Origin of the sequence: Lacticaseibacillus rhamnosus, from assembly GCF_900636965.1 — a bacterium.
Taxonomy (GTDB): domain Bacteria; phylum Bacillota; class Bacilli; order Lactobacillales; family Lactobacillaceae; genus Lacticaseibacillus; species Lacticaseibacillus rhamnosus.
Window position 1 is genome coordinate 502,273 of record NZ_LR134331.1, and the last position, 22,258, is coordinate 524,530.

At 44.8% G+C, this 22,258-nt stretch carries 25 protein-coding genes; 10 read left to right on the forward strand and 15 right to left on the reverse strand.

Translation table 11 applies throughout. The features are described from left to right. Nucleotides 1-117 precede the first annotated feature (117 nt). Nucleotides 118-534 (forward strand): PTS sugar transporter subunit IIA, encoded by a 417-nt coding sequence (locus EL173_RS02495; protein WP_005691605.1) that lies wholly within the window; start codon nucleotides 118-120, stop codon nucleotides 532-534. Then, the gene (locus tag EL173_RS02500; RefSeq protein ID WP_014571122.1) at nucleotides 527-2,212 is read left to right on the forward strand and encodes a glycoside hydrolase family 13 protein; all 1,686 of its coding nucleotides are present in this window, start codon (nucleotides 527-529) and stop codon (nucleotides 2,210-2,212) included. The genes EL173_RS02495 and EL173_RS02500 overlap by 8 nt, the downstream gene beginning before the upstream one ends. 66 nt (nucleotides 2,213-2,278) lie before the next feature. Here the strand turns inward: EL173_RS02500 and EL173_RS02505 are convergent, their stop codons facing one another. From EL173_RS02505 to EL173_RS02510, 3 genes are all read right to left on the reverse strand, one after another. After that, nucleotides 2,279-3,049 (reverse strand): aminoglycoside adenylyltransferase domain-containing protein, encoded by a 771-nt coding sequence (locus EL173_RS02505; RefSeq protein ID WP_015764249.1) that lies wholly within the window; start codon nucleotides 3,047-3,049, stop codon nucleotides 2,279-2,281. A 114-nt stretch (nucleotides 3,050-3,163) separates the two neighbouring features. Further along, nucleotides 3,164-3,292 carry a hypothetical protein gene (locus EL173_RS15335; RefSeq protein ID WP_005691608.1) on the reverse strand — a complete coding sequence of 43 codons (129 nt, stop codon included), beginning with the start codon at nucleotides 3,290-3,292 and terminating at the stop codon, nucleotides 3,164-3,166. Between the two features lie 160 nt (nucleotides 3,293-3,452). Further along, complete coding sequence (locus EL173_RS02510; RefSeq protein ID WP_005691609.1) at nucleotides 3,453-4,343, reverse strand: hypothetical protein; 891 nt, start codon at nucleotides 4,341-4,343, stop codon at nucleotides 3,453-3,455. 538 nt (nucleotides 4,344-4,881) lie between these two features. On the opposite strand from EL173_RS02510, the gene EL173_RS15275 reads away from it, so the two are divergent. From EL173_RS15275 to EL173_RS02525, 4 genes are all read left to right on the forward strand, one after another. Beyond that, nucleotides 4,882-4,977, forward strand: coding sequence for a putative holin-like toxin (locus tag EL173_RS15275; protein WP_019728288.1), 96 nt, complete (start codon nucleotides 4,882-4,884; stop codon nucleotides 4,975-4,977). Nucleotides 4,978-5,336: 359 nt separating this feature from the next. Next, on the forward strand, nucleotides 5,337-5,432 hold the full coding sequence (locus EL173_RS15280; RefSeq protein WP_019728288.1) for a putative holin-like toxin: 96 nt from the start codon (nucleotides 5,337-5,339) through the stop codon (nucleotides 5,430-5,432). 651 nt (nucleotides 5,433-6,083) lie between these two features. Further along, a complete protein-coding gene (locus tag EL173_RS02520) occupies nucleotides 6,084-6,941 on the forward strand; it encodes a MetQ/NlpA family ABC transporter substrate-binding protein (protein WP_005691611.1) in 858 nt (285 codons plus the stop codon). 210 nt (nucleotides 6,942-7,151) lie between these two features. After that, complete coding sequence (locus tag EL173_RS02525; RefSeq protein WP_014571124.1) at nucleotides 7,152-8,168, forward strand: linear amide C-N hydrolase; 1,017 nt, start codon at nucleotides 7,152-7,154, stop codon at nucleotides 8,166-8,168. Between the two features lie 178 nt (nucleotides 8,169-8,346). Here the strand turns inward: EL173_RS02525 and EL173_RS02530 are convergent, their stop codons facing one another. The 8 genes from EL173_RS02530 to EL173_RS02565 all read right to left on the reverse strand — a co-directional run bounded on the left by EL173_RS02530 (nucleotide 8,347) and on the right by EL173_RS02565 (nucleotide 14,887). Continuing rightward, on the reverse strand, nucleotides 8,347-9,312 hold the full coding sequence (locus tag EL173_RS02530) for a hypothetical protein (protein WP_014571125.1): 966 nt from the start codon (nucleotides 9,310-9,312) through the stop codon (nucleotides 8,347-8,349). Nucleotides 9,313-9,582: 270 nt separating this feature from the next. Continuing rightward, nucleotides 9,583-11,277: an oleate hydratase gene (locus EL173_RS02535; protein WP_005691614.1), complete on the reverse strand. Its 1,695-nt coding sequence runs from the start codon at nucleotides 11,275-11,277 to the stop codon at nucleotides 9,583-9,585. Between the two features lie 11 nt (nucleotides 11,278-11,288). Then, nucleotides 11,289-11,420, reverse strand: coding sequence for a hypothetical protein (locus EL173_RS15340; protein ID WP_005714982.1), 132 nt, complete (start codon nucleotides 11,418-11,420; stop codon nucleotides 11,289-11,291). 85 nt (nucleotides 11,421-11,505) lie between these two features. After that, entirely contained in the window at nucleotides 11,506-12,072 is a 567-nt protein-coding gene (locus EL173_RS02545; RefSeq protein ID WP_005691618.1) for a TetR/AcrR family transcriptional regulator, read from the reverse strand. A gap of 89 nt (nucleotides 12,073-12,161) precedes the next feature. Then, nucleotides 12,162-12,530: a dihydroxyacetone kinase phosphoryl donor subunit DhaM gene (gene dhaM, locus EL173_RS02550; RefSeq protein WP_005686376.1), complete on the reverse strand. Its 369-nt coding sequence runs from the start codon at nucleotides 12,528-12,530 to the stop codon at nucleotides 12,162-12,164. A 148-nt stretch (nucleotides 12,531-12,678) separates the two neighbouring features. Beyond that, a complete protein-coding gene (gene dhaL, locus EL173_RS02555) occupies nucleotides 12,679-13,260 on the reverse strand; it encodes a dihydroxyacetone kinase subunit DhaL (protein ID WP_005691622.1) in 582 nt (193 codons plus the stop codon). Then, nucleotides 13,247-14,266 (reverse strand): dihydroxyacetone kinase subunit DhaK, encoded by a 1,020-nt coding sequence (gene dhaK, locus EL173_RS02560; protein WP_019728427.1) that lies wholly within the window; start codon nucleotides 14,264-14,266, stop codon nucleotides 13,247-13,249. Before dhaK ends, dhaL begins: the two co-directional genes overlap by 14 nt. Nucleotides 14,267-14,458: 192 nt before the next feature. After that, on the reverse strand, nucleotides 14,459-14,887 hold the full coding sequence (locus EL173_RS02565; RefSeq protein ID WP_005691626.1) for an OsmC family protein: 429 nt from the start codon (nucleotides 14,885-14,887) through the stop codon (nucleotides 14,459-14,461). Between the two features lie 529 nt (nucleotides 14,888-15,416). On the opposite strand from EL173_RS02565, the gene EL173_RS02570 reads away from it, so the two are divergent. Beyond that, entirely contained in the window at nucleotides 15,417-16,106 is a 690-nt protein-coding gene (locus EL173_RS02570; RefSeq protein ID WP_005691628.1) for a rhomboid family intramembrane serine protease, read from the forward strand. Between the two features lie 491 nt (nucleotides 16,107-16,597). On the opposite strand, the gene EL173_RS02575 is transcribed toward EL173_RS02570, so the two are convergent. Beyond that, entirely contained in the window at nucleotides 16,598-17,206 is a 609-nt protein-coding gene (locus EL173_RS02575) for a hypothetical protein (RefSeq protein WP_005691630.1), read from the reverse strand. 446 nt (nucleotides 17,207-17,652) lie between these two features. Between EL173_RS02575 and EL173_RS02585 the strand changes: the two genes are divergently transcribed. After that, complete coding sequence (locus EL173_RS02585; RefSeq protein WP_025014074.1) at nucleotides 17,653-18,528, forward strand: Rgg family transcriptional regulator; 876 nt, start codon at nucleotides 17,653-17,655, stop codon at nucleotides 18,526-18,528. 242 nt (nucleotides 18,529-18,770) lie between these two features. Here the strand turns inward: EL173_RS02585 and EL173_RS02590 are convergent, their stop codons facing one another. The 3 genes from EL173_RS02590 to EL173_RS02600 form a co-directional block, all read right to left on the reverse strand. Then, nucleotides 18,771-20,186 (reverse strand): 3'-5' exonuclease, encoded by a 1,416-nt coding sequence (locus EL173_RS02590; protein WP_005691634.1) that lies wholly within the window; start codon nucleotides 20,184-20,186, stop codon nucleotides 18,771-18,773. Nucleotides 20,187-20,409: 223 nt separating this feature from the next. Continuing rightward, on the reverse strand, nucleotides 20,410-20,595 hold the full coding sequence (locus tag EL173_RS02595) for a type II toxin-antitoxin system mRNA interferase toxin, RelE/StbE family (protein ID WP_005691636.1): 186 nt from the start codon (nucleotides 20,593-20,595) through the stop codon (nucleotides 20,410-20,412). Between the two features lie 27 nt (nucleotides 20,596-20,622). Continuing rightward, complete coding sequence (locus tag EL173_RS02600) at nucleotides 20,623-20,895, reverse strand: type II toxin-antitoxin system RelB/DinJ family antitoxin (RefSeq protein ID WP_014571130.1); 273 nt, start codon at nucleotides 20,893-20,895, stop codon at nucleotides 20,623-20,625. 561 nt (nucleotides 20,896-21,456) lie between these two features. Here EL173_RS02600 and EL173_RS02605 point away from each other — a divergent pair. Then, entirely contained in the window at nucleotides 21,457-21,705 is a 249-nt protein-coding gene (locus tag EL173_RS02605) for a hypothetical protein (RefSeq protein ID WP_005691639.1), read from the forward strand. Nucleotides 21,706-21,947: 242 nt separating this feature from the next. Beyond that, entirely contained in the window at nucleotides 21,948-22,241 is a 294-nt protein-coding gene (locus EL173_RS02610) for an ArsR/SmtB family transcription factor (RefSeq protein ID WP_005684269.1), read from the forward strand. Nucleotides 22,242-22,258: the final 17 nt, after the last annotated feature.

Sequence of the window (22,258 nt, forward strand, 5' to 3'; positions counted from 1 at the left end):
AGATAACTTGACGAGTTAGTTGAGCTTAAGAGTGCTTGGTGTGGCAGTTAAACGCTATGAACCTTCTTAAGGATCTGCTGTTAACTGTACCACCACACTTGCAAGGAGGAAAAACACATGGAACGCACAATTGTATTAGCATCGCATCATAGACTGGCAGATGGATTAAAAGATACGCTGGAATTTATTAGTGGTGGCAGTCAGGATGTTGTGGCCATGGCAGCGTATTTGGACAATCAACCTGTTGAAAAGCAGGTTGATACATTGATGGCAGCTTTGCCCGCTGATCGTGATGTGATTGTACTGACTGATATGACAGCAGGAAGTGTCAATCAGAAGTTTTTCCGATATAGAACCCGTCCGCATACTCACATCATTAGTGGCATGAATTTACCACTTGCTCTAGGCGTTACAATGGAGCCTACTGATCAATACATCAGTGATTCACGTATTGATGCTTTAATTCAAGAAGCCAAGAACGCCATTGTCAATGTTAATGAGATACAAGTTGAGGCGGATGACGATGATGAATGAAATTCCTTGGTGGAAAAACAGCGTTGTTTATCAAGTTTATCCGAAGAGTTTCAACGATAGCAATGGTGATGGGATTGGTGATTTAAACGGAATTACCGAAAAGTTGGATTACTTGGCCGATTTGGGCGTGGATGTGCTCTGGCTGAATCCGATTTATCGGTCGCCACAAGTTGACAATGGTTATGATATCTCAAATTATCGTGATATTGAACCGCAGCTAGGGACTATGGCTGATTTTGAACAGCTCTTACACGCTGCTCATGATCGGCAGTTAAAGATTATCTTGGACCTGGTGGTTAATCACACATCAGATCAACATCCATGGTTCAAAGCGGCAAAATCGTCGGTGTCAAACAAGTATCACGATTATTATATCTGGAAAAAGCCGGTTGATAACCATGTTCCCAATAATTGGGGTTCGAGTTTTGGTGGCTCGGCATGGGCTTATGAGAAAGACTTGGGCGAATATTACTTACACCTTTTCGCAAGACAGCAGCCGGATCTCAATTGGAAAAATCCCAAGGTCCGGCAAGAAGTTTATGAGCTTATGCGCTTTTGGTTGGATAAAGGCGTCGACGGCTTCCGAATGGATGTTATTTCGCTAATCTCCAAGGACCCTGCTTATCCGGATGGCCCATTAATTCAAGGTAAGGTGTATGGCAGTTATTATGCTGGCGCAGCGAACGGACCTAAGGTTCACAATTACTTACAGGAAATGCATGAACAGGTTTTGTCGCATTACGATATCATGACAGTTGGTGAGACACCGCATACGACAGCCGAACAGGCCCAACTATATACAGCAGCGAATCGCCACGAGCTGGACATGGTTTTTCACTTTGATCATATGCATCTTGATTATGGCAAATATGGAAAGTTCTCAACGAATCGGTTTAAACTAGTTGATCTTAAAGCGGTGTTGGCTCGTTGGGAGACCACATTAGCGCAGGTCGATGGGTGGAACAGTTTATATTGGAGTAATCATGATCAGCCGCGCCCAGTTACACGTTTTGGAGATGAAGGTCAATATCGGATTCGATCAGCCAAGATGTTAGGGACAGTGTTACACATGCTTCAAGGAACGCCGTTTATTTTTGAAGGTGAAGAACTTGGCCTGAAAAATGTTCGCTTTGATCATTTGAATCAGTACAACGATCTTGAAACTAAGAATATCTTTAGCGAACTGACTAATCAACATCATGAAAGTCCTGAAGCTGCGATGGAAGCCATTTATCTCCACTCGCGAGATAACGCCCGCACACCAATGCCGTGGGACGGGAGCCAAAAGGGGGGATTTACAACCGGAAAGCCGTGGTTAGAACTAAATCCCGATCATCAACAAATTAATGCTGAAAAGGACTTAGCAGATAGTGACGGTGTCTATCACTATTATCAACGCTTGATTAAGCTGCGACATGAAGAACCGTTAGTTACAACTGGCGATTTTGAATTGTTGGCTCCAGATGATCCCGATTTGTTTATTTATCTCCGAAGAGGTAAAAATGAAACGTTATTAGTAGCTGGAAACTTCTCGGAGTCACAACGAAGATGGCCATTACCAGACGCCTTGCAAAATAAGCAAGTAACCACTTTAATTAGCAACGTACCAATAGCTAAACGAGTTGGCAAGATCATCACACTACCACCATTTGGTAGCGTTGTTTATAAACTTCAATGAGTAACAGAGTTGGTTTCAATCGATTTTCATGAAGACAAAGTCGCCGTTTGGGTGGGCTTTGTCTTTTTAATTTACAAGCCGCTTTAACATATAACCAGCAAAGGCTTTTAACTCAGTCGCCTGATATTCACTCACACGTCCACTTCCAGATTGATATTCGTTTAACGCCAGCTTGATGAGTGGGCGCCATTTGGGGGATAACGTTGCCAGTGCCCACTCCCCACCGGAAGACTTTGATGTGACGAGGCGTTCATTTTTAAACGCCAATGCCCGGCATAGGTTTAAAATCGTATACATTGGCTGATTAATAATTGTAGTGTCTGCGTTGCCAACGTCATAAAGAATACTTTTTAAATACGCTTGGGCAGGAACTGGTGCGAAAACTTCGGCGATTGGTTCCCCGGTTAAAACTTGACCATATTGATTGACGATCATCAAATGTGCCGTGAGATCGGGGTCGGTTCCGTGCATTTGATTAATATACTTTGCTGGTTCGCGCAAATACTCTTGATAGTGCATTTTTGAAAAATGAAAATCAAAGGGAACGGGTTCGGAAAAAGTAGATAGGTCTTGTTTAAGAAGAATGTGAAATTCCAATCCCTTTGCCGGACTCAAAGGCCAAAGCTTCTCAAGTGTTACATGCATGATACTAGCCTTAGCTTTGTTACTTAGCGGGCTATTGATAACAACAAGAAAGTCTAAATCGCTTACTGCCGGGTTGAAACAGCCCATGACATAGGATCCGTGCAAGTAAATACCGACTAAATTGGTAGTTAAGATGCTTGTATAACTGGTTTTTAAAAGTGCCAATAATTGATTGGTTTTATCCACGCTCATTTCCCCTTCAGTCGGACTCGCTAACTTTTTAGGCACTCAATAACAAGTTCAAAATAGGCAAGCTTATGAAAAATACCCATCCGCTAGTTTGACTTACGGGATGGGTGCTTTCACTCATTGATGTGCAGTCGTGTCCTGAGACGTTTCTGGTAACTTGATCGTTTCAACGCGCACATGCTGGGGATTTCCTCGAAGATACTCACTGATTTGTTCGGCACTTTTTTCTATGTTTGGTTTTGACATTGAAAAATCCTCCTGCTTTCTGATTCACAACGATTGTATCTTAAAAGCCGCTGATTTTGTTAGCTTTTAACATAAGTAATTGACGACTTTCAAATAGTTTAGCGATTGAAGCCAAAAAGTAGTGTGTGAAAAGGCGGGAGAGCAAAGAGTTACTGGCTTCTCAAATGAAAAAACCATCGCGCCACAATCTGATACAGCACGATGGTTTGAAACTAGCTTCAACAAAAGACTCTTTCTTGTATTTACCCTTTTTAAACTTTTTCATCGGCACAACTCGGCCAACTGTCGGTTTGTTATCTTTTTTGGCTTTCACTTCAGGCGTTGATGACTCTGGCGCCAACGCCTTGATTTTTTCATCGACGGCTTCAGCAAAATCTTTGACTTGTTTTGCTGACCAGAGACCTTTATTGGCAGTTGAACGAATAAACGCTGCCAATGCTTGTAAGACCGGTTTACGTTGATTTGCTTTGATAATTTCCTTGTCGCTTAGGATGAAGGCCAGGGTTGTTGAAAGGTCTTCCTTGGTCCACGCTTTTATTTCGTGATTGAACATCACCTTATTACTTTGCATGATTAGCAAAACTAGCATGGTGAGCAGGTCGGGGTCTTGCACTTTTTCCGGAAGACGGTCCCAAGCGGATGATTCGATGAAACGCGAAAGTAAATCCAAAAGTGTTTGGGTTTGCGGTGAAGAGAAGTCAATGGCTTTTTCCTCGAATTCCGGGTCATTTTCGACGTCAGCTAATGCTTTTTCAATTTCGGCATCATAGCCATCATCATCTACAGCTTCGTCATCGTCGTCAAAGTCATTATCACCGAATGGGTCATCATCATCTTCATAATCAGCATAGTCGGCGTACTGGCTAATAGCAGCGTGGGTAGTGGTTTCGGTGAGTGCATGGATGAGTGCCGTCATGAAATCATCGCTGGTGAGCTGAATCTTTTTCTGCTGAATCAGCCACATGATCATTGCGCGAATAACGTCTGCATCAAAGTCAATGTCAGCATATGGATCATCTGAATTCGCCGATGCCTCTAAAGTTTGTTCCAAGCCATCAACAATTTGGGGAATATCGAGTTTGGCAATGCTTGAGCGAAGATTTGCAAACGCGGTGGCGAAAAATGTTATGAGCGTCGAACGGGCTTGAGAAGTTGCATCCCCAACCCACGTCGTCTCTTGAAGCAGCTTAACAAAAACCGGAGTGATGTGAAAATCGTCCTAATACTTATCAAGTTCACGTCCTGCGTGGCGCAACATTTTCGTTTCATAAGTTAATTTTTCTTTTGCCGTTGCCTTGCTCCTTTATTTATAAGTGAGGCTACCATTGGCTTTAGTTTAGCAGGTGCAAGGAGGTGTGCCTAGTGGAGAATACGAGGGGATTTTGAAACCCATGTGGAACAGGTTGTTGCTGTGTCAGTTATGTGCGAAAAAAGATGATTCATAACAAATGGTATATATGGAATGATAAAGTAACAACTGATAAACTAAAACCAACAATGCTACGCGACGGCGGCTCTTTTTGAAGAAGGGGGTGGTGCTTATGGTGTAAAAACGATAAGACCGCAGAATTCTTTAGAAAGGAGCAGAAATGTCCGACTTCGAAGCTTTGAGCCTCATGATCATGGCCGCACTATTGTTAATCGCCGTGATCGAGTTGGTTCTAAAGCTAATCGATCGAGACTAACAAAAAAGCCGTCACGCAAGCTTGCAGGCCCGTGATGGCTTAATCAAGTTATAATCGAGCCGCCGTCAAGCAGCATTGTTGTTCAAAGGGTCGTTGGTAAGCAGCCAGCGACTCTTTTAGTACACTTTTATTTTCAGTGATCCGTGCAGAGATGTCAACATATTTGTTTAGGATTTGAGGCGGGAAAAAGAAAAATTACTAGCCTAGATTAATAACAAATGGTATATATGGAATGATAAAGTAACAACTGATAAACTAAAACCAACAATGCTACGCGACGGCGGCTCTTTTTGAAGAAGGGGATGGTGCTTATGGTGTAAAAACGATAAGACCGCAGAATTCTTTAGAAAGGAGCAGAAATGTCCGACTTCGAAGCTTTGAGTCTCATGATCATGGCCGCACTATTGTTGATTGCCGTGATCGAGTTGGTTCTAAAGCTAATCGATCGAGACTAACAAAAAAGCCGTCACGTCAGCTTAACGGGCTCGTGATGGCTTAATTAAGTTAGAATGAGCCGCCGTCAAGCAGCATTGTTGTTTCACGGGTCGCTGGTGATTAGCCAGCGACTCTTTTTAGTACACTTTTATTTTCAGTGATCCGTGCAGAGATGTCAACATATTTTTCTCGGTGTTAAGAATTGAGAATACGATCGCGCTCTTTACATGTTAACGTTTTAACTGATAGAACAATCACAAATTGGCAAACATCAAGTTGCTATTTATTTGTGAAGAGGGTATGATGCATTCAATAACGTGACCTGTTTAACGAGAATAGCGTTAAAGATGTTATTAAATCAACACTTCGAGAAGAAGATTAGCCTTAGCGCAAGCGTTGCAGAGAACCCGGATGGTGAAAAAGGGGCGTTGGCAAAAAGGTGAAGATGAGCTTCGAATAGTGATTCGTGCGGATAACGCCTGCGGATCGGTTGCAGCCGTTATCCTGCCAGGTATCAACAGGTACTGGAGGCGATGTTTCGGCATTGCAAACGAGGGTGGTAACACGGCATGGCCGTCCCTTGACGACATTTTTGGTGGTCAAGGGACGGCCTTTTTTGAATTCATCTTGTGTCGGTTTTGGTTGAAAAGTGATGATGAGGAGGCATTTTCATGCGAAGTTGGAAAAAATTAGTGCTAGTCGGTGCGGCGTTGTTGGCGTTGGTCAGCGTGACAGCTTGTGGAAAAACTACCAGCAGTACGGCGACTTCGAGCAACAAGACGATTGTAATTGGCAGCAGTGGCTCGGATTATCAGATCTGGCAACATATTGCGCAATCACCACAAGCTAAAAAGGCTGGTGTGAAGCTCAAAGTCAAACAGGTGGCAGACGGCAATGTAACAAATTCGGCAACCGCTGAAGGGCAGTTGGATGTCAATGCGTTTCAATCTTACGCGTATTTCGAACAGTATAACAAGGCAAATCCAAGTCAAAAGTTGGCGGCGCTTGGTACAACTTATTTAGAGCCGATGGGATTGTATTCCAAAAAATATAAGCGATTAAATCAGCTTCCTGATGGTGCAACGATTGGTATTTCCAATGACCCGGCGAATGCGACGCGCGGTTTGTTGCTGCTGGCTGCGGCCAAGTTGATTACGTTAAAGCCGGATTTTAATGCCTTGAGTACCGTCAAGGATATTCAAAGCAATCCGAAACATTTAAAGTTCAAAGAGGTGGATCCTTCAGTTCAGGTATTGCCTGACCTAGATGCAGGATTGATATCAAATACGCGTGCTTTGGATGGTGGGCTAAATGTTTTAAAGGATTCGTTGGTGCATGAGAAGCTGGGTCAGGATACTCGTGCCAACGTGAATATTTTGGTGACGGCGGTTAAAAATAAAAACAAGCCCGAACTTAAAAAGTTAGTCACGCTTTATCACAACTCAACGATTCAGGCCTGGATCAAGAAGACTTTTTCTGGTACTAAAATTGAGGTGAATAAGCCGATTAGTTATTTACAAAAGAAATAGCTTTCAGACAGAGGCGGCTTTGCTAGGTATAAATGGACGTATTTTCTGGATCTGGCGCTAAAAGATAGCCGACTCAGCGTATAATAACAGTTGTATCGTTACCGAAAAAAGCGAGTTTTCCAGTGAAAAGGTCGGCGGATAATGCCCTAGTTAAACACCGTCCACCGTCATTCACACACAGACTCACGCTGACAATAGGAGGTTTTATATATGTGCTCATCCATGACAATTAAATCGCTTCAAGGGGATATTTTCTGGGGTCGAACGATGGACTATAACACGAGTTTCTTCCACGAGTCGCCTGCTGGTGGGGTGCCGGGGAAAATTGTGAGTCTGCCTGCGAACCAGACATTGCCAGCGCAAACGGCTACTTGGAAGACTAAATATGCCGCAGTTGGTGTTGGGGTTGATCAAAGCGTGGCGCTGTTTGATGGCGTCAACAGTGAAGGTTTGGCCGGGGACTTGCAGGTGCTGGTGGAATGCAGTTGGGCAAGTGCCGAGTCACTGGCGAAGCGCAATCTGAAGCCGATTAAAGGTGAGGAGTTTGTCACGTTGGCGCTGACGACTTGCAAGAATGTTGCGGAAGTGCGCGCACTTGCGAGTCAGTATGGACTGCTGGACGAGCCGTTTCAGTTTGGTGGTCAAGGCGTCAAGATTCCTTTGCATTACACGTTCGTTGATCCATCCGGTGCCGGACTCGTGATTGAACCGACTGACCATGGTGCCTTCAAGCTGTATGACAGTGTCGGCGCTATGACAAATAGTCCGGAATACGGGTGGCATACAACCAATTTACGGAACTATGTCAGTCTTAATGATCGCAACTATCCGGAAGGGGCCGATCTTGGCGACCAACATCTGGAGCCGATTGAATTAGGAACCGGTTATGGCATGTTTGGCCTGCCAGGTGATTATACGTCTCCATCCCGCTTTGTTCGGGCGATGTTCGTGTCACGCAACCTCGACCCGTTCAATAGCAACGAAGGTATCCGCGTGCTTTACAATGCGTTCAAAACCGTTTTGATTCCTCAAGGTCTAGGCCGCGACCCGAAGCATTCGATTTTAACCGATTATACCCAGTACTGGTCCGGATACGACCTGAGCAAGCGCGCCATTTTTGTTCAGGACGCCAACACGTTAACCATGACGACCAAGACACTCGATCCGAACCTGACTGAAGTGACCTATGATGATTTGGTTAAAACGGAACAGTTTAATCAACTTTAAGTAAGATTTGCGGGCATGAAAATACGAACGGTGCGCTATACTTAAGTCGATTCATTAGGTCGCAGGCTCAGCAGATTGAATAAGAAAAAAGACGTCTCAACCAAGTACGGATTTTGCCATACCTGATTGTGACGTCTCTTTTTATGCGGTTAATTAAAAACACTGCTGGTTGACATGATTACTTTTTGTGGCGACCTTTCTGCCAGTCTGCCATGGGAATGACGCGATCTGATGGACCTGTCGCCGGTGTTGCCGCGGCTGTGGCTTTTGGCGGTGTCGCCGGCATCTTGGCGAGCGCTTCTTTGACCTGTGCTTGGGCGGTATCCGCCAAAGCCTTGAGTTGCGTTGCCGTCCAAAGATGCGAGTTGGCAGTTGACTTAATGAAGATTGCCAGCGATTTACCCAGTGCCTGCTGCTTATCACGCGGAACGATCTTTGTGTCACGCAGCAGTAGCAACAAAGCAGCGCCAATATCCTGGCTGGTCCACTCTTTAGGTTCGTGACCAAACATGTTTTGAATGGTTTGAATCAGGAAAAAGATGACCGCACCGAAGAACTCTTCGTCTTGAGCTGAATGCGGTAGTTGATGCCAGGTCTTAGAGTCGAAAAAGAGCATCAATTGTTCAATCAGCGTGGCCATGCTCGCTGAATCGATCGTCATGTCGTCATCATCGTCAAAACGTTCGTCACGTTGGCCGGCACGTGGCGAAGCAAGATCGCCTTCTTCGACCAGTCCCAATACATAAGTCGTCGTGAGTAAGGCGCCCATCAACGCATCGACAAAATCAATGATGGTCAACTTAACGCGTTTGGTTCGAATCAACCAAATCATCATGCTCTTAATCAGCTCGGCAGCAATCGCAATCGCTTCACTACGCCGGCGATGCTTATCGCTGATTTGTTGCAGCGTGGTTTCGAGTGCGATTGAAACCGCCTCGGCTGAAAGGGCTTTAATCGTCGAGCGCAGATTTTCAAATGATTCGGAAAAAAAGGTGACGAGAATTGAACGGATTTCTTGCGGCGGAATTTTCGCGAAATCCGGATCCTGCATTAAGGCCGTGTAGTCGCTGCTTTTTTGAAAATCAGGCCAGTAAAGATCGATTTCGCGACTGGCGTGTCGTTGCAGTTTTACTTGATAGTCCATGATATGCCCTCCATATACGGTCATTGCGGGTTTTATTACCCTTAGTTTAACAGGTGCCAGGTGGTGCTCACATAAAAACTTGCTGTGGGTGACGAGAGAAAGTGCAGAAAAAATTGACGCTGAATTTTCATGCTAGTTAGCGGGGGTTGTGGCGGGGAACCGGGGATTTTTTAGCATTTAAAAACAGGCATCTAAAGATACATTACGCATCTCATATGCCTGTTACACTTTTTTGGTCAATAAACTTTTTAAATTGCAAATAGCGCGTGGTTATTCAAACATTTTCTTGGTTGCGCGCATCAAAGTCTTGATATCTTTGTCATATCGTGGCTTGTGTACGAGGTGGCTCATCGGGATACCGGTGAAGTGATAAGCCGCAATTTCGCCTGAACGGACCGCGCTTTGTTCGGTGAAGACCATCTGGAATGGCTGCTCGGCAAATTCACCGGTGAAAGCGAGGTTGGTTGAGTGGGCGGGAATGACTTCCGGTCGATCAACTTTGGCGCGATTATTGAAGAGGGCCGAAGCATACGGCATGTAAACCGGAATGTTGTTGATGATACTTGCCATGATTTCATCTTGGCGATCGCGAATGTTGTCAGGACCCGGATCGACTTTGGCAAGCTGACCGATCAGTTCCAATGCCATTTCCTTCCCCGTCATTTTGATGTATGGCTTGTTAACAAATTCACCATAACGGCGAGGATACAGGAAGTAGCCCCACAAAACGGTTTCGTTAGGTTTTTGGGTGGTGAAGTGCGGTTGGTGATGCACCACAATCGACATCATCACGTCTTTTTGTCCAAGCGCGGTGATGGGTTGGGTGGATAAGAAAGAGTTCAATGCATTGCCAGGGACTTGGGTGGTAATGCGCTCGATTTCGTTGAGCAGCAAGTGATCCTTGGTGGTTAAGGTGAAGCTGACCCACTCGCTGGCTGCCCGATCCGCGAAGAACTTATCCGGGTTGCCTAGGTTGTAGAAGTGGTCCGTGGCTTGTTTCCATAAGCTAGCCGCGGCACCGTAGTCCATGTTTTCAACAGCAGGATGGTCAAAATCACCTTGAGTGGCTGAGTCGGTGATGGAGCCGTTAGTGAAGAAGACGGCGGTATCGTCATCCACGACCACATGTTCCGGCTTATCGGTTTCGGTGTTCAGCATTTTCAAACCGGTTACCGTGATTTCATCGGTCATCGCGGTGTCTTTAAACTCGAACGCTGTGACGCGGCGGTTGAGGATGATGCGGCAGCCTTGATCCTTAAGGTAGTTGATTAGCGGCAACATGATGCTTTCAAATTGATTGTAACGGGTGCGGTTGACGCCGACCAGATGCTCGATTTGGGTGAACTCGTAAATCATCATATGCATGTAACGCCGCAACTCCTGCGCCGAACTTTCAACGCGGAAGGCAAAAGTGGTCTCCCACATGTACCAGAAGTTGGTTTGGAACATATGCGGGTCATCTTTGAAGTAGTCGGCGATGCTAACATTGTCGAGTTTCTCTTCTTCCGAATCCGGCATCATAATCAGCTTGGTTAGCAAAAGGCGATCCTTGTTGTTTAAGCCAAGGTGACCGGCTTGGATAATGCCGATGCCGCCTTCCATTAACCGCGCCTTATCAAACGTCCGGTGCTGAGCGTCAAATTGCCGGGTATCTTCTTCCGCCGTCAATCCGGGTTCAGTTGCCGATGGAATGCGACTCAGCAAGTCCATCAAATCGACATAGGTTCGATAATTGAGCATCCGACCACCGCGCGCGACGTAGCCTTTGGTATTTTCCATTGGATGATATTTATTCCAATATTCGTCTGCCGTTGCTTCTGCCGGTGCGCCGTCGTTGGACCCGTGATCATCCAGGGAATAGAACGTAATCTGATCACCTTGCCAGTGACCTTCTTGAATTAAATAAACGGCGGCTGCCATGTTGGCTAACCCCGCGCCGATCATGATCGCCTTATGCTTGATCATTATTTTGCCTCCTAGCGACTTTCAAACTTCTTGTATGCGTCAGCGTCATCTTTGAACAGTTCCATTTTGTTTGCAAAGTAGCAAGCCGTGCCACCTGCAACCAGCGCTAATCCCAGCGCCGTCCACAAGAATTTTTTCATCATAAAACGCTTCCTTTCGCTTTCTGACTTCATTATAGCCAGGCGGAAAAGAAGCGTCTTTAGTCAAAATATGATGTTTGTTCGAAAATTAACGTTCTTTTCCATGCGCCTGTTTGTGCACGATGAACGCAATTGAACCATTCAACATGAGATCCGCTCGTTTGATCAGGTCACGCTCGGGTTCTTGCAAGGATTGGGCTAGCCACAATAGAATCTGACCTACGATGGCGGCACCATAGAAGTTACAGATATCGGCCACCATTTTCGCCGGAGTGGTGGGATCGATGTCGAGCACCACCGGCTTCACCATGTCGGTCGCTGATTGAAACAAAAACTCTTCCAGCATGTCACGGCCCACGGAATGATAGGCATTCAGGCAAAAGGCTTGGTTGGCAATGATGTAATCGAGTACCAGTTGATACTTAGCCTCCCAAGTCGCCGCGCCAAGATTTTGCATGACTTTACGGCCAATATCGGCTTCCAGCGTCCACTTCAACAAGCCGTAGATGTCTTCAAAATGGTAATAAAAAGTGTTGCGATTCACGTGTGTTGCCGCGCTTAATTCAGCGATGGTAATGCGATCCAACGGCTTGTGGTGCATGAGGTCTTTCAAGGTGGTCGCAAATTGCATTTTGGTTTGGTCAGATGTGGCCATCACACTTCACTCCTGTGGTTAAAAAATATCAGCTTACGAATGCGAAAAACCGCCTGTCTGCAAGGGATGCCGACAAGCGGAAATGAAAGTTACTTGACCTTTAGTGGCTTCAATTGGGCTTCGATTTTATCCAATGTCACGTTAGCTTCCAGTAAAGCCGCAGCGGCGTAAGCACCTTCCACAAAGGCCACGTCATAAACGTGCATCTGTTTGTCGCTGACCTCTTCGGCAATATCCAAATTCATTTTGGCACTGCCGAGGTCGTAAAAGACGAGCAACTCGGAAGCCGGATTGTCGTTGATTGCTTTTTGAATATGGTCCAGATCCGTTCCGATTTGACCATCACTGGTACCGCCAGCCGTGGTGATCGGAACATCTTTGGCCACTTGTTTGATTAAGGTCTCAAGGCCGCTGGCGATGGCCGGCACATGGGAGACGAGCAACATGCCCATTGCCATGAAAATCACACTCCTTTGGTTTTTGACGGTAATTTGCTGAAACGCGTTCACTGGCGCAGAGATCTGCGTGTAAGGACCTTGGTCGCAATGGCAAAACCCAGCCATCACGCCCAAGGCCACTTACACTCCGATCTCTAACCGCGCCAGTTCACGCTCTTGCCTCTAGGTATGCCTTTAGCAGCTCTCCAGTTGAGGCAGCGCCGGGATCGATGTGGCCGACACTTTTTTCACCGAGGTAGGAGGCACGGCCGCGTTTGGCAGTCATGGGTTTGGTGGCTTCAACGAGTTTGTCAATGGCAGCATCGTCCAGCTTGCCTTGTTTGATTAAGTCAGCGGCGGGGGCCCAGACATCTAGCATGGTCTTGTCGCCTGGTTTGGCTTGGCCGCGTTTGGCAATGCCTTTTGCTGCCGCTTCAACCAGATCGCCGAAGTCAGTATCGGTTTTGGCGAGTTTGGCCATTTCCAGAAAAGCAGTGCCATACAATGGGCCGCTAGCACCACCGACTTTGCTGAGCATGGCCATGGCGATGGTCTTGAAGTCTTGGGCAAGATCGGCAGTTGGTGGCGTTTTTTCGAAGGCAGCCTTGATGGCATTCACGCCACGCTCCATGTTGTTACCGTGGTCGGAATCACCAATGACCCGATCAAGTTCGGTGAGATGGTCTTTTTGCTGCGTAATGCGATTTTCAAAATTTGTCATCCATTTAGTCAAAATTTCAGCGTTTAACATCAGTATCCCCCCAGCCAACAGTGTGCGCAGATGCATTCAGATAGTTCAACCATTGCGGATCATCCAGTGCCAGCATTGTCAGTGAAATCCCCGCCATGTCAAGTGATGTGACATAGTTGCCAGCCTTGGTGAAGTCTGCTTTAAGGCCTTGTGCGTGTAACTCGTTCAAAACATCACCCATGAAAATGTATTGTTCCGACAGCGGAGTTGCGCCCATACCGTTGATTAAAACGGCATAGGCATGCGCTTTAGGATCTTTAAACTCAACAGTTAACTTACCAATCAATTGTTTGGCAAGTGCTTTGGAAGTCGGCAACTTTTCCTGACCAGTGCCGGGTTCATTGTGAATCCCAACGCCAAATTCGATTTCATCAGGCTTGAGGTCAAAACCGGGTTTGCCCACTTCAGGAACCGTCGCGGCGTGCAGTGCAACGGCAAACGACTTGGTATTTTTAACCACAGCATCGCCTAACTTTTTGAGCTCATCTAGGCTGAGACCGGCCTCGGCAGCCGCGCCGATAATCTTTTCGACAAAAATAGTGCCGGCAACGCCACGGCGACCTTGTGTATACAGCGAATCTTTGACTGCCACATCATCGTCGACCACCACGGATTCAACGTTGATATCGTCGACACTGGCGAGATCCTTGGCCATGTCGAAGTTCATAACATCGCCGGAGTAGTTCTTGACGATCATCAGAACCCCTTCGCCTTGGTCAACCGCCTTGATCGCGGCATAAATCTGATCCGGGGTGGGTGAGGTGAAGACCTGACCGGCAACGGCTGCATCCAACATGCCTTGACCGACATAGCCGGCGTGCAGCGGTTCGTGACCTGAGCCGCCACCGGAGATAACCCCGACTTTCTTCTTCTGCTTGAACGCGGCGTCATTGCGGACGACCGCCGTTGTTTCAGGAATCTGTTTCAAATATTGCGGATAACTGGCAGTGAGACCAGCAATCATTTCCGGGACAATATCGCCTGGAGCATTGATAATCTTCTTCATATTTGCAACTCCCTTCTAGTTATCAGTGTAACGCTTGCAGTGCTAAAAATCAGGTGGGATGCAAAGAATAACAGAAGGTATTTGATCGTATGGCTGTAGGCTGGCAACCAGTTTTTGCATGATGATCGCAAGGCATCAAAAATCGCCTCATCAAGTGTGGGTAACTTAACGAGGCGATTTTCGGGCAAGCAATTAATCAGCGAAATCAGTAACGGTTTCGATGGTGTAATTGCCGCTATTTTTAAGTAATTTTGAAACCGGGCAGCGATTTTCAATTTCGTTGGTAAAAGCCTTGGCCGTGTCAAGATCAACACCTTTGACCATAACCTGAGCGTGAACTAAGAATTGATACTCCGCGCGTTCGCCAATAAAGGCAACTTTAACTCGGACCGCGCCTGTATGCGGCAAGCCGTGTTCCTTTTCAACGGCCTCTAGGGTTGCTTCCAGACAGGTGCTTAACGACAAGCCCAAAAGTTGTTCTGGGTTGGTGCCGGGATGATCGTTCAATGGACTGCTTGTTTGAACTTTAAGGCCGCCGGGAACATACGCGTGCCCCTCGAGGCCTTCATCGTTAATTGCTTCGGTTGTATACAGTGGATGTTGCCAACGTTCATCTGCCATTATTTTGCCTCCTAAAAATTTGTTATTGTGTTCACTTGTTGCGGAGATGCGCCTCGCATCAGTCGTACGTGACAGTGAAGTACAGACATATAGGGTTAAAGTTGGGATTAATCATTGAAACCGTGAACGCTATTTATTATAAGCGCTTACACGAACTTCGCAATTAATTTATAGCGCCTTGCAATTTCGTTAAGCTGATAGACATATATTAAGATTTTACTGACCGTTAATACTTCTCCTTCCACTTGGGATTACTGTATTTAAGGCATCAACACCTGACTTTACTATGAACTGTTTATAGCCGTCTCTGTTCATCATAAGGGTCTTTGGCTTGGTGAAACAGCTTAGGAAAATATAAAAACAGTGTTGTCAATACTTTCAAATGTGCTAATAGAAAAAATAAATATATTTTTATTCATGGGAGTAGTTTAAATGAACAAAAAGTTGACAATGGGCGACTTTAAGGTATTATTCGTTTTACACATAAGGGTTATTTACTGAGTTGCACTATGTTTGGGGAGGGGCTATCATGCTGCAAAAGTTAAGAAGATCGAATCTTGTGAATATCTATTTCGGCGCTAGGGGGACTTTTCTAACATGCTTCACATTGATGTTCTTTTATTTTTTATTCTCAGTTTTAACCAATACATTCTTAATACCATCTGACAAATTTGTCGGAAATATACCATCAATTTTAAGAGGCGAATACTGGTATATCATAACAGGACCGCTTTTCCATTATGAATGGCATCACTTAATGTGGAATCTTTTACCGATTGCTGTTCTAGGGCCCTTTATTGAGTGGAAAATTGGTAGTTGGGTTTTCGTAACCAGTTTCTTTGTTTCTGGATGGGTTGGGTCTTCTATATTCTGTTTTGTATTTGGTGAGTTTATTCAGTCGATTTTGGGCATAGGTCTATATCTCTGTGTGTTCTATGGCGCGTCAATTGCAGTATATGCATTGTTTCCTCTGACTATAGCGGCGTTTTTAATAAAAGAACCTGAATATTCCTTCATTACTAAGGCAGTGGTTATTGGCGCGTTCTCATATCTCATACTCGGACTTTTTCCTAAAGCAGATGCATCGGATGCCCAGAGATTTGTGGAAATTGCGCATGTAAGTGGATTTATTGCGGGAATAATCGGAGCAATTGTTGTCTCTGTAATCAAACTGCGAAGGAAAGTTGTTTCTTTTTTCCTTCGCCGATCAACAGATTAGACGTATATTGCTGTGGTACGGTCACAATTGCTTTGCTTTTAAATTTTGTTACCTGAATCCGGTTTTTGATCCGGTTCCGGGTTATTAGCGCGTTCCGGTGGGCGTTGAGAAAAGCCGGTAGCATGGGTGATGAGCGGGTGGTTTTGGCATCACTGAACGCGGCGTGGGAGCAGATTGAAGTAACTGGTTGTGTTTTGCCGATTTCGAACTATTTATAGGCTAAAACAGTAGCACTAAACGCTCGTATTGCTCAATCTTAATGGACATGATGGCGTGGTAACCAGCCGATTTTCACCCAGTCTATGATTCCTTTGCCTTGATACCAGGATCTTTAAAAACCTTAAGGAGATAAAAAACCATACTATCTTTCAAATTCAAGTGAATAATAGTATGGCTATATTTTTAAACTGTATATTGCATCATGATTTATTTGTTATGAGCTGTTTGACCCAGCACACTACAATTTAAATTTGGAAGACTTTCATCTGACCTTAAAAGGCTAAAAATACAATCGTTCGAGCAGTCCAATAAGCTGCTGTACTGTTCCATCCCATTTGAGTGACTAAAAAGCTTTGGATACCATCTTGCATATCACCTTCAAAGTTTGTAAGATAGTTGACCCAGTCACTTAATGTTTTTTCACCCATCTTTGCCCCGAGTACCTTAGCAGCAGCCTTGAAAACAGCTTTTATAACGGCTACCTTCCATCTTGCCTGTACTGCTGGATCGTCAGCAATACCTGCTTTTGATTGTAGAAATTGAGTTTTTTCGGAATCAGACCATCCATAATGGCTTGCTAATGTATCAAAGTTTGCTTTGTCTTCGGGTGATAGTTCAGCGTAAAGCTGGGAAAAACTTTTGGAGCTAGGATGAATGATCGTGTCAGACCAATTGATCTCTCCAGAATAATCGGGGGCAGATTTTCCAAACGTTTGATCTATTAAGTCGTCTAATGTTCCCCCATTGTTTGGTTGGATCGAATCTGAGATGGCAGTATCCGATTCTGCGGCGTGCACACTTGTAACAGCCGAAAGCGGACCAACCGATCCAAGAACTATAGCTAGACCAAGTACTGAGAGTTTCTTTGCGCTGAATTGCATAAATATAATCCTCCTAAATGTCTCTATTACGATTTTAAAGCGTTTGAGATGCTTTTATAAGCAATGAAAATCAGTATAGCGAAACTGATTAGGCCAAAGATAAAGATCGTAGATAAAACGATGCCGCTTTGGGTTTGCTTGTAAAGAAATGCGAGTAACATCGCAATGACGAATGTTACCAAAAATGAAATCCATAATTTTAGCATTGATTTAAACCTCGGAACATATATTTAACAATCTAACTCGATTTTAGCGAGTAGCCGTTGGATTTTCGATCAGCCACCTGCGATAACGCGACCGCCAAGAGGCACTAAGATTGAAAGAAGTACGGTCATCATCACTTCTTCAGCTCCTTCCTTTGTTCTGCATATAGTGTAGGGGATGAACGCTGTTTTTTGTGTTAATATGAAATCATTCATATTTTTGGCTAAAAATTAGGAGTTTATATATTGAAGTATGCAGCGGGTTCTATTTACCATGAAGTACGGCGACGACGAGAACTGAGGATTAAGGAGGTTAGAGGAAACCTCCACCAATCAACGATTTCGCACCTGGAACATGATACGGTTGACATGACCTTAAATACGATGATGAAGATACTTAAACCAACTTTTATGTCGGCTGAAGAATTCTGCCAATTGATTGATGAACAAAGCGAGTCACCAACCTTCATTTTCAAAAAGATTGCGCGTTATTATGATGAAATGAACGTGGCTGGCTTGAAACAGCTAGTGACTGTTTACAAAAGGGATAAATTGCTAACCACACCAAACAGACTGGTTTTATTGACAATCCAAAGCTGCATTGATGAATTATCTGAAAAAAAGCACTTGTTGTCTCAAGATGATTGTGACTTTGTTCAAGGATATCTTCTGCATCCAGGACGATGGTTTAGCTTTGAATATATTGTTTTTGCTAACCTGTCATTTTCAATGCCGGCTAAGATTAACTTAAGAGTTTCCAAGAAAATGGTGCGAGCATACGAACAGTTTCATTTACCCAGTTATGATAGTCTTTTGGTAAATGTCTTATATAATTTATCGACCTCATTTCTTGATCAAGAAGACCCTAAATTATCAGCACGCTTTTTAAACTTTCTTGATTTAGATAAGTTAAATCACAACAATCTTTATATGCGACACCATATAACTTTTCTGAAGCTAGTTATTCGATTTCAAACAAATCCATTAGACAAAGCTAACGTAGAAAAGCTAAAGGTGTTCTTAGAAGCGACTAGGCTTATTGATGAGACTTTATTTAAAAAGAATATTGACTGGATTGAGTCGCTAAAAATAAATCCCGTGATTATTTTAGGGAAATAGAGATAGTAAATTAGACATCACTTAATAATCGTTGACAATCAGTTTTGATTTTTCCTAATGAAGTCATACAAGTTGGCATTTTTTATGACCAAGAAGGTTTGCAGTAGCTAGAAGCAAGAGTGAAACAGAAAGATCGCTTTAAAAAGAATTAGCCAAAATCAACTTTTGTTTTCGAACAGCTGATGAGACTGCACCAATAGTCGTCCTCGTGTGTAGATTTTTTGCTGGAAGTATTTGTAGTGTTAATCTTTGTTGTATGAATCCGGTTTTTGATCCGGTTCCGGGTTATTAGCGTGTTCCGGTGGGCGTTGAGAAAAACCGATATCACGAGTGATGAGCGGGTGGCCTTGCCAGATGAGGTGTTCCAGCAGCGCCATCGTGGTTTTGGCATCACTGAGCGCGGTGTGGGAGGGCAGGTCGATTCCGAGTGCCTCTTTGTAATGTTGCAGTGACGGGGTGTGTTTTTTGCCGATACCGAACGTTTTACGCGCCAGCACCGCAGCATCAAACGCTTGTAGAGGGGCAACTTTGATGGCTAGGCCGGATTCAATGGCGCGGAGATCGTTGCTTAAAGCGAACCCGACAACTAATTCATGCTGGAGCAGCTGTTGCAGCGCAGTTTTAACAAGTGGCAGAGGTTGGCCGTATTTTTCCAATAAGTCGTCGGTAATGCCGGTGATTTTAACCGAGAATGGCATGACGTGATGGCCGGCTGGCAGTTGCGTGAAAATATCGAATGTCTGATCAATCTGATGCTGGCGGATGCGCAACAAACTGATTTCGGTTAAGTCAAGCTGATTGCGATCGGCGACGAATTCGGTGTCGATGACGACATAATCACCGTGAGCAAGGCGGTCAATGACATCGCGGTGGGTTGTCAATGCTGGCTGATCTGAGGCAAGCTCGGTTACTAAAGTGGGGTTAAGCTGCAATGACTTAGCTGCGCGGCGCTGGGCTGCTTGAACTAGCGGCATCTCTTCGCGGGCAAATTTTGCGGCGAGCCGGGCCATCAGTTGATCTGCTTGAACTTGCCGCTGATGTTGTAGTGAGACCAGCGATTGATCCGCGGTGCCAAGGGTAATATCAAATAACCGTGCGAGCCAGATAGCCGCATCAGAAGCCGGAGCGGTAGTGACATACACCCCGTTTATATCGGGCAGAGCGAATGCCACCTGTCCATTTTCTGCCCAGTTGGTTAACCCCAAGGCGAGTAGATGAACCCAATCGCGAAAAGGCCGCATGAAAGCAAACAACTGGCGCTGACGGTCTAACCGATCTAGACGCTTAGCCGCTGCGGACACAGCAGCGGCTAATTGCAAGGCGAGGCTTTTGCGATGATTGCCAAAGTCTTTGAGCTTAAACTTGACTGGTAAAATGGCACTACGCGGGCGCAACATATAACGCAGACGGCCACCTTCCGGGAACCAGCGGGCTAGATCAAAGCTGACATCGCCACGAGGAGAGACCTGATTAACGGTGGCCGGCTGTTTAGCGGTTGGGGTACGATGCTGGAGAACCGCCATCAGTTCGTTGAGTCGGGTGCGAACCTCGGCGGCGTTGCGCGGCTTGATAATCGGATCACGCAGCAAATGATTTAGCTGCCGGCGAGCTTGACGCGGTGAGTGACTTGGCTTGCGATGTGGTCTGGACTGCACCATGATGACAGCCTCCTTTCTTAGCGAGATTAAATCTAAGAACAGTATACCAAGTGTGGCGGGGATTTACATTTTTGGCTCTTGAGTGATGGTTGAGCAGACACAATGAAAGTACAGATTGGTTTTGCGTATGTTAAAACAAAAACAGCCATCTTCGAACTGAAAGTGAGTTGCGGATGGCTGTTTGGATTGTCTCGTAAAGTTTAAATGTTTAACGAGTTTGATCTTACTCAATGTTCAATGTATCGCGGTGTGTGCCTGTTGCAAGAAGCATTAAAATTAACGCTTCAGCATCGACTTTATAAACGAGAAGCCAATCAGGAGCAACACGCAATGCTCGTTCGCCGCTGTGAGCACCCTTTAAAGCATGGTCATGTAGAGAAGCTAATTTTACATGACCTTGACGCTGCAAAGTTGTTGCCTGTCAATATGCATGCAGTTAATCGTCAACATCACTGTATAAATCCTTCATCAAAGCATCGACAGTCTTGAAGCTTTTTATTCGCCCCGCTTTAACATCAGCTTCTGCAACTTGAAGCTGATCAACAAATGACATTGGAGGTGTAAATGGCAATGCACCGGTGTCACCAATCCGTTTCAGGTACATGTTAATAGCCGAGGAAATATCTAATCCCATGCTATTAAGAACATGGAGCGCTCGTTCTTTAGTTTTGGTATCAATCCTAACGCTGATGCGGGATTTTTTGGTCATGTTCATCAACTCCTTCAGCTGAGAATGTACGTCACTTAATGCCAAATTCAACTATAACTTCATTTAACCACATACATTGTTGATTTCAAAAATGCGATGTCTTTAAACGAAGGCAAGGAGCTGGAACGTCATGATCTAGATGAAACAATTTAGCAGATGCGCATAAAATCAACAAAATAAAGGGTTGTAGATTTACGAGATCTAGTTGCGAGATATTGTATTGGTATTACTTTTAAAGGATGGGCTAACATTGGTCGGGAGTACTTACAGAATGACCTAATATACAAGACATATAGAGACTTCATATTCGACAACAAAATGCGGGTATAAATTGTTGACCTCGGAAACGGTATGGGTGTAAATTAAGCGCGGCAAGATGAACTTGAACGCGTCTTCATAAATGCTGTTGTAGAATGTCCGGCTGGTTTCATTCTAAGTAAGCCATATATTTTGGCCTATTGCAGACAGGAGAGAATAAAAATGAAGAGCACATTAATCGGGCTTATTCTTGTTGGGGCATCGGCGTTTGGCATGACTAGCGTGTGAAGGAGATGACCACAAATGGCTGTCTGGGATTTTATTCAGATTGTGTTCACCGCAGTTGTCATTATCTGGATAGTGATAACTTCTAAGGGTAAGGCGGATCGGAGAACAAAGGAACTAATTTGGATAATTATTGGTTTAGTTGTTGTTGGCAACATTGCTGGCTATATCATTGCAAGTGAAAGAAGTCAGTGGGCAATCGCCTATAATTATTCATTTGCTTTCTTCCAATTGGTCATTTTGTGGTCTTTTGCGCGTAACTTTTGAAAACAAGATATAAGGTAGCTCTAGCAATTCGTATGTGAGAATTACTAGAGCTATTTTGTTGCTTGAGGAAAGGTACAACGAAATGCTAGAACGGTCGCACACAGAAATGTCATCGGTTAAGTATTACTTCTCAAGAAAAGGATGAACTGTGATGTTCACAATTATTTTGCGTTTACTAACCTGCTAGCAGTCTTGAAGATACCCCCCTTGTTTTAGAACCAAAATTATGCGATAACTGTTGTATGGATATCAAACAATCAGTCATTACCGAGAATTTTAAACAACGGTTGTTCTTTGCGCTGTCTGATCCCGGTCGATATAAAATTGTCCGCATGCTTTACCACGTGGGCCACGAGATGGGTTGCAACGAGTTGAACGAACACGTGGAGATTGACAAATCAACGATGTCATATCATTTGCGAACACTTCGAGAAATCGGCATGATCACCACACGAACGCAGGGACGGCAAAAGTTTGTCACGTTGAATCGAGAAAAAATTGAAGCAGCGTTTCCGGGATTACTGGAAAGGCTTTAAAAATAAGCAAACCAATG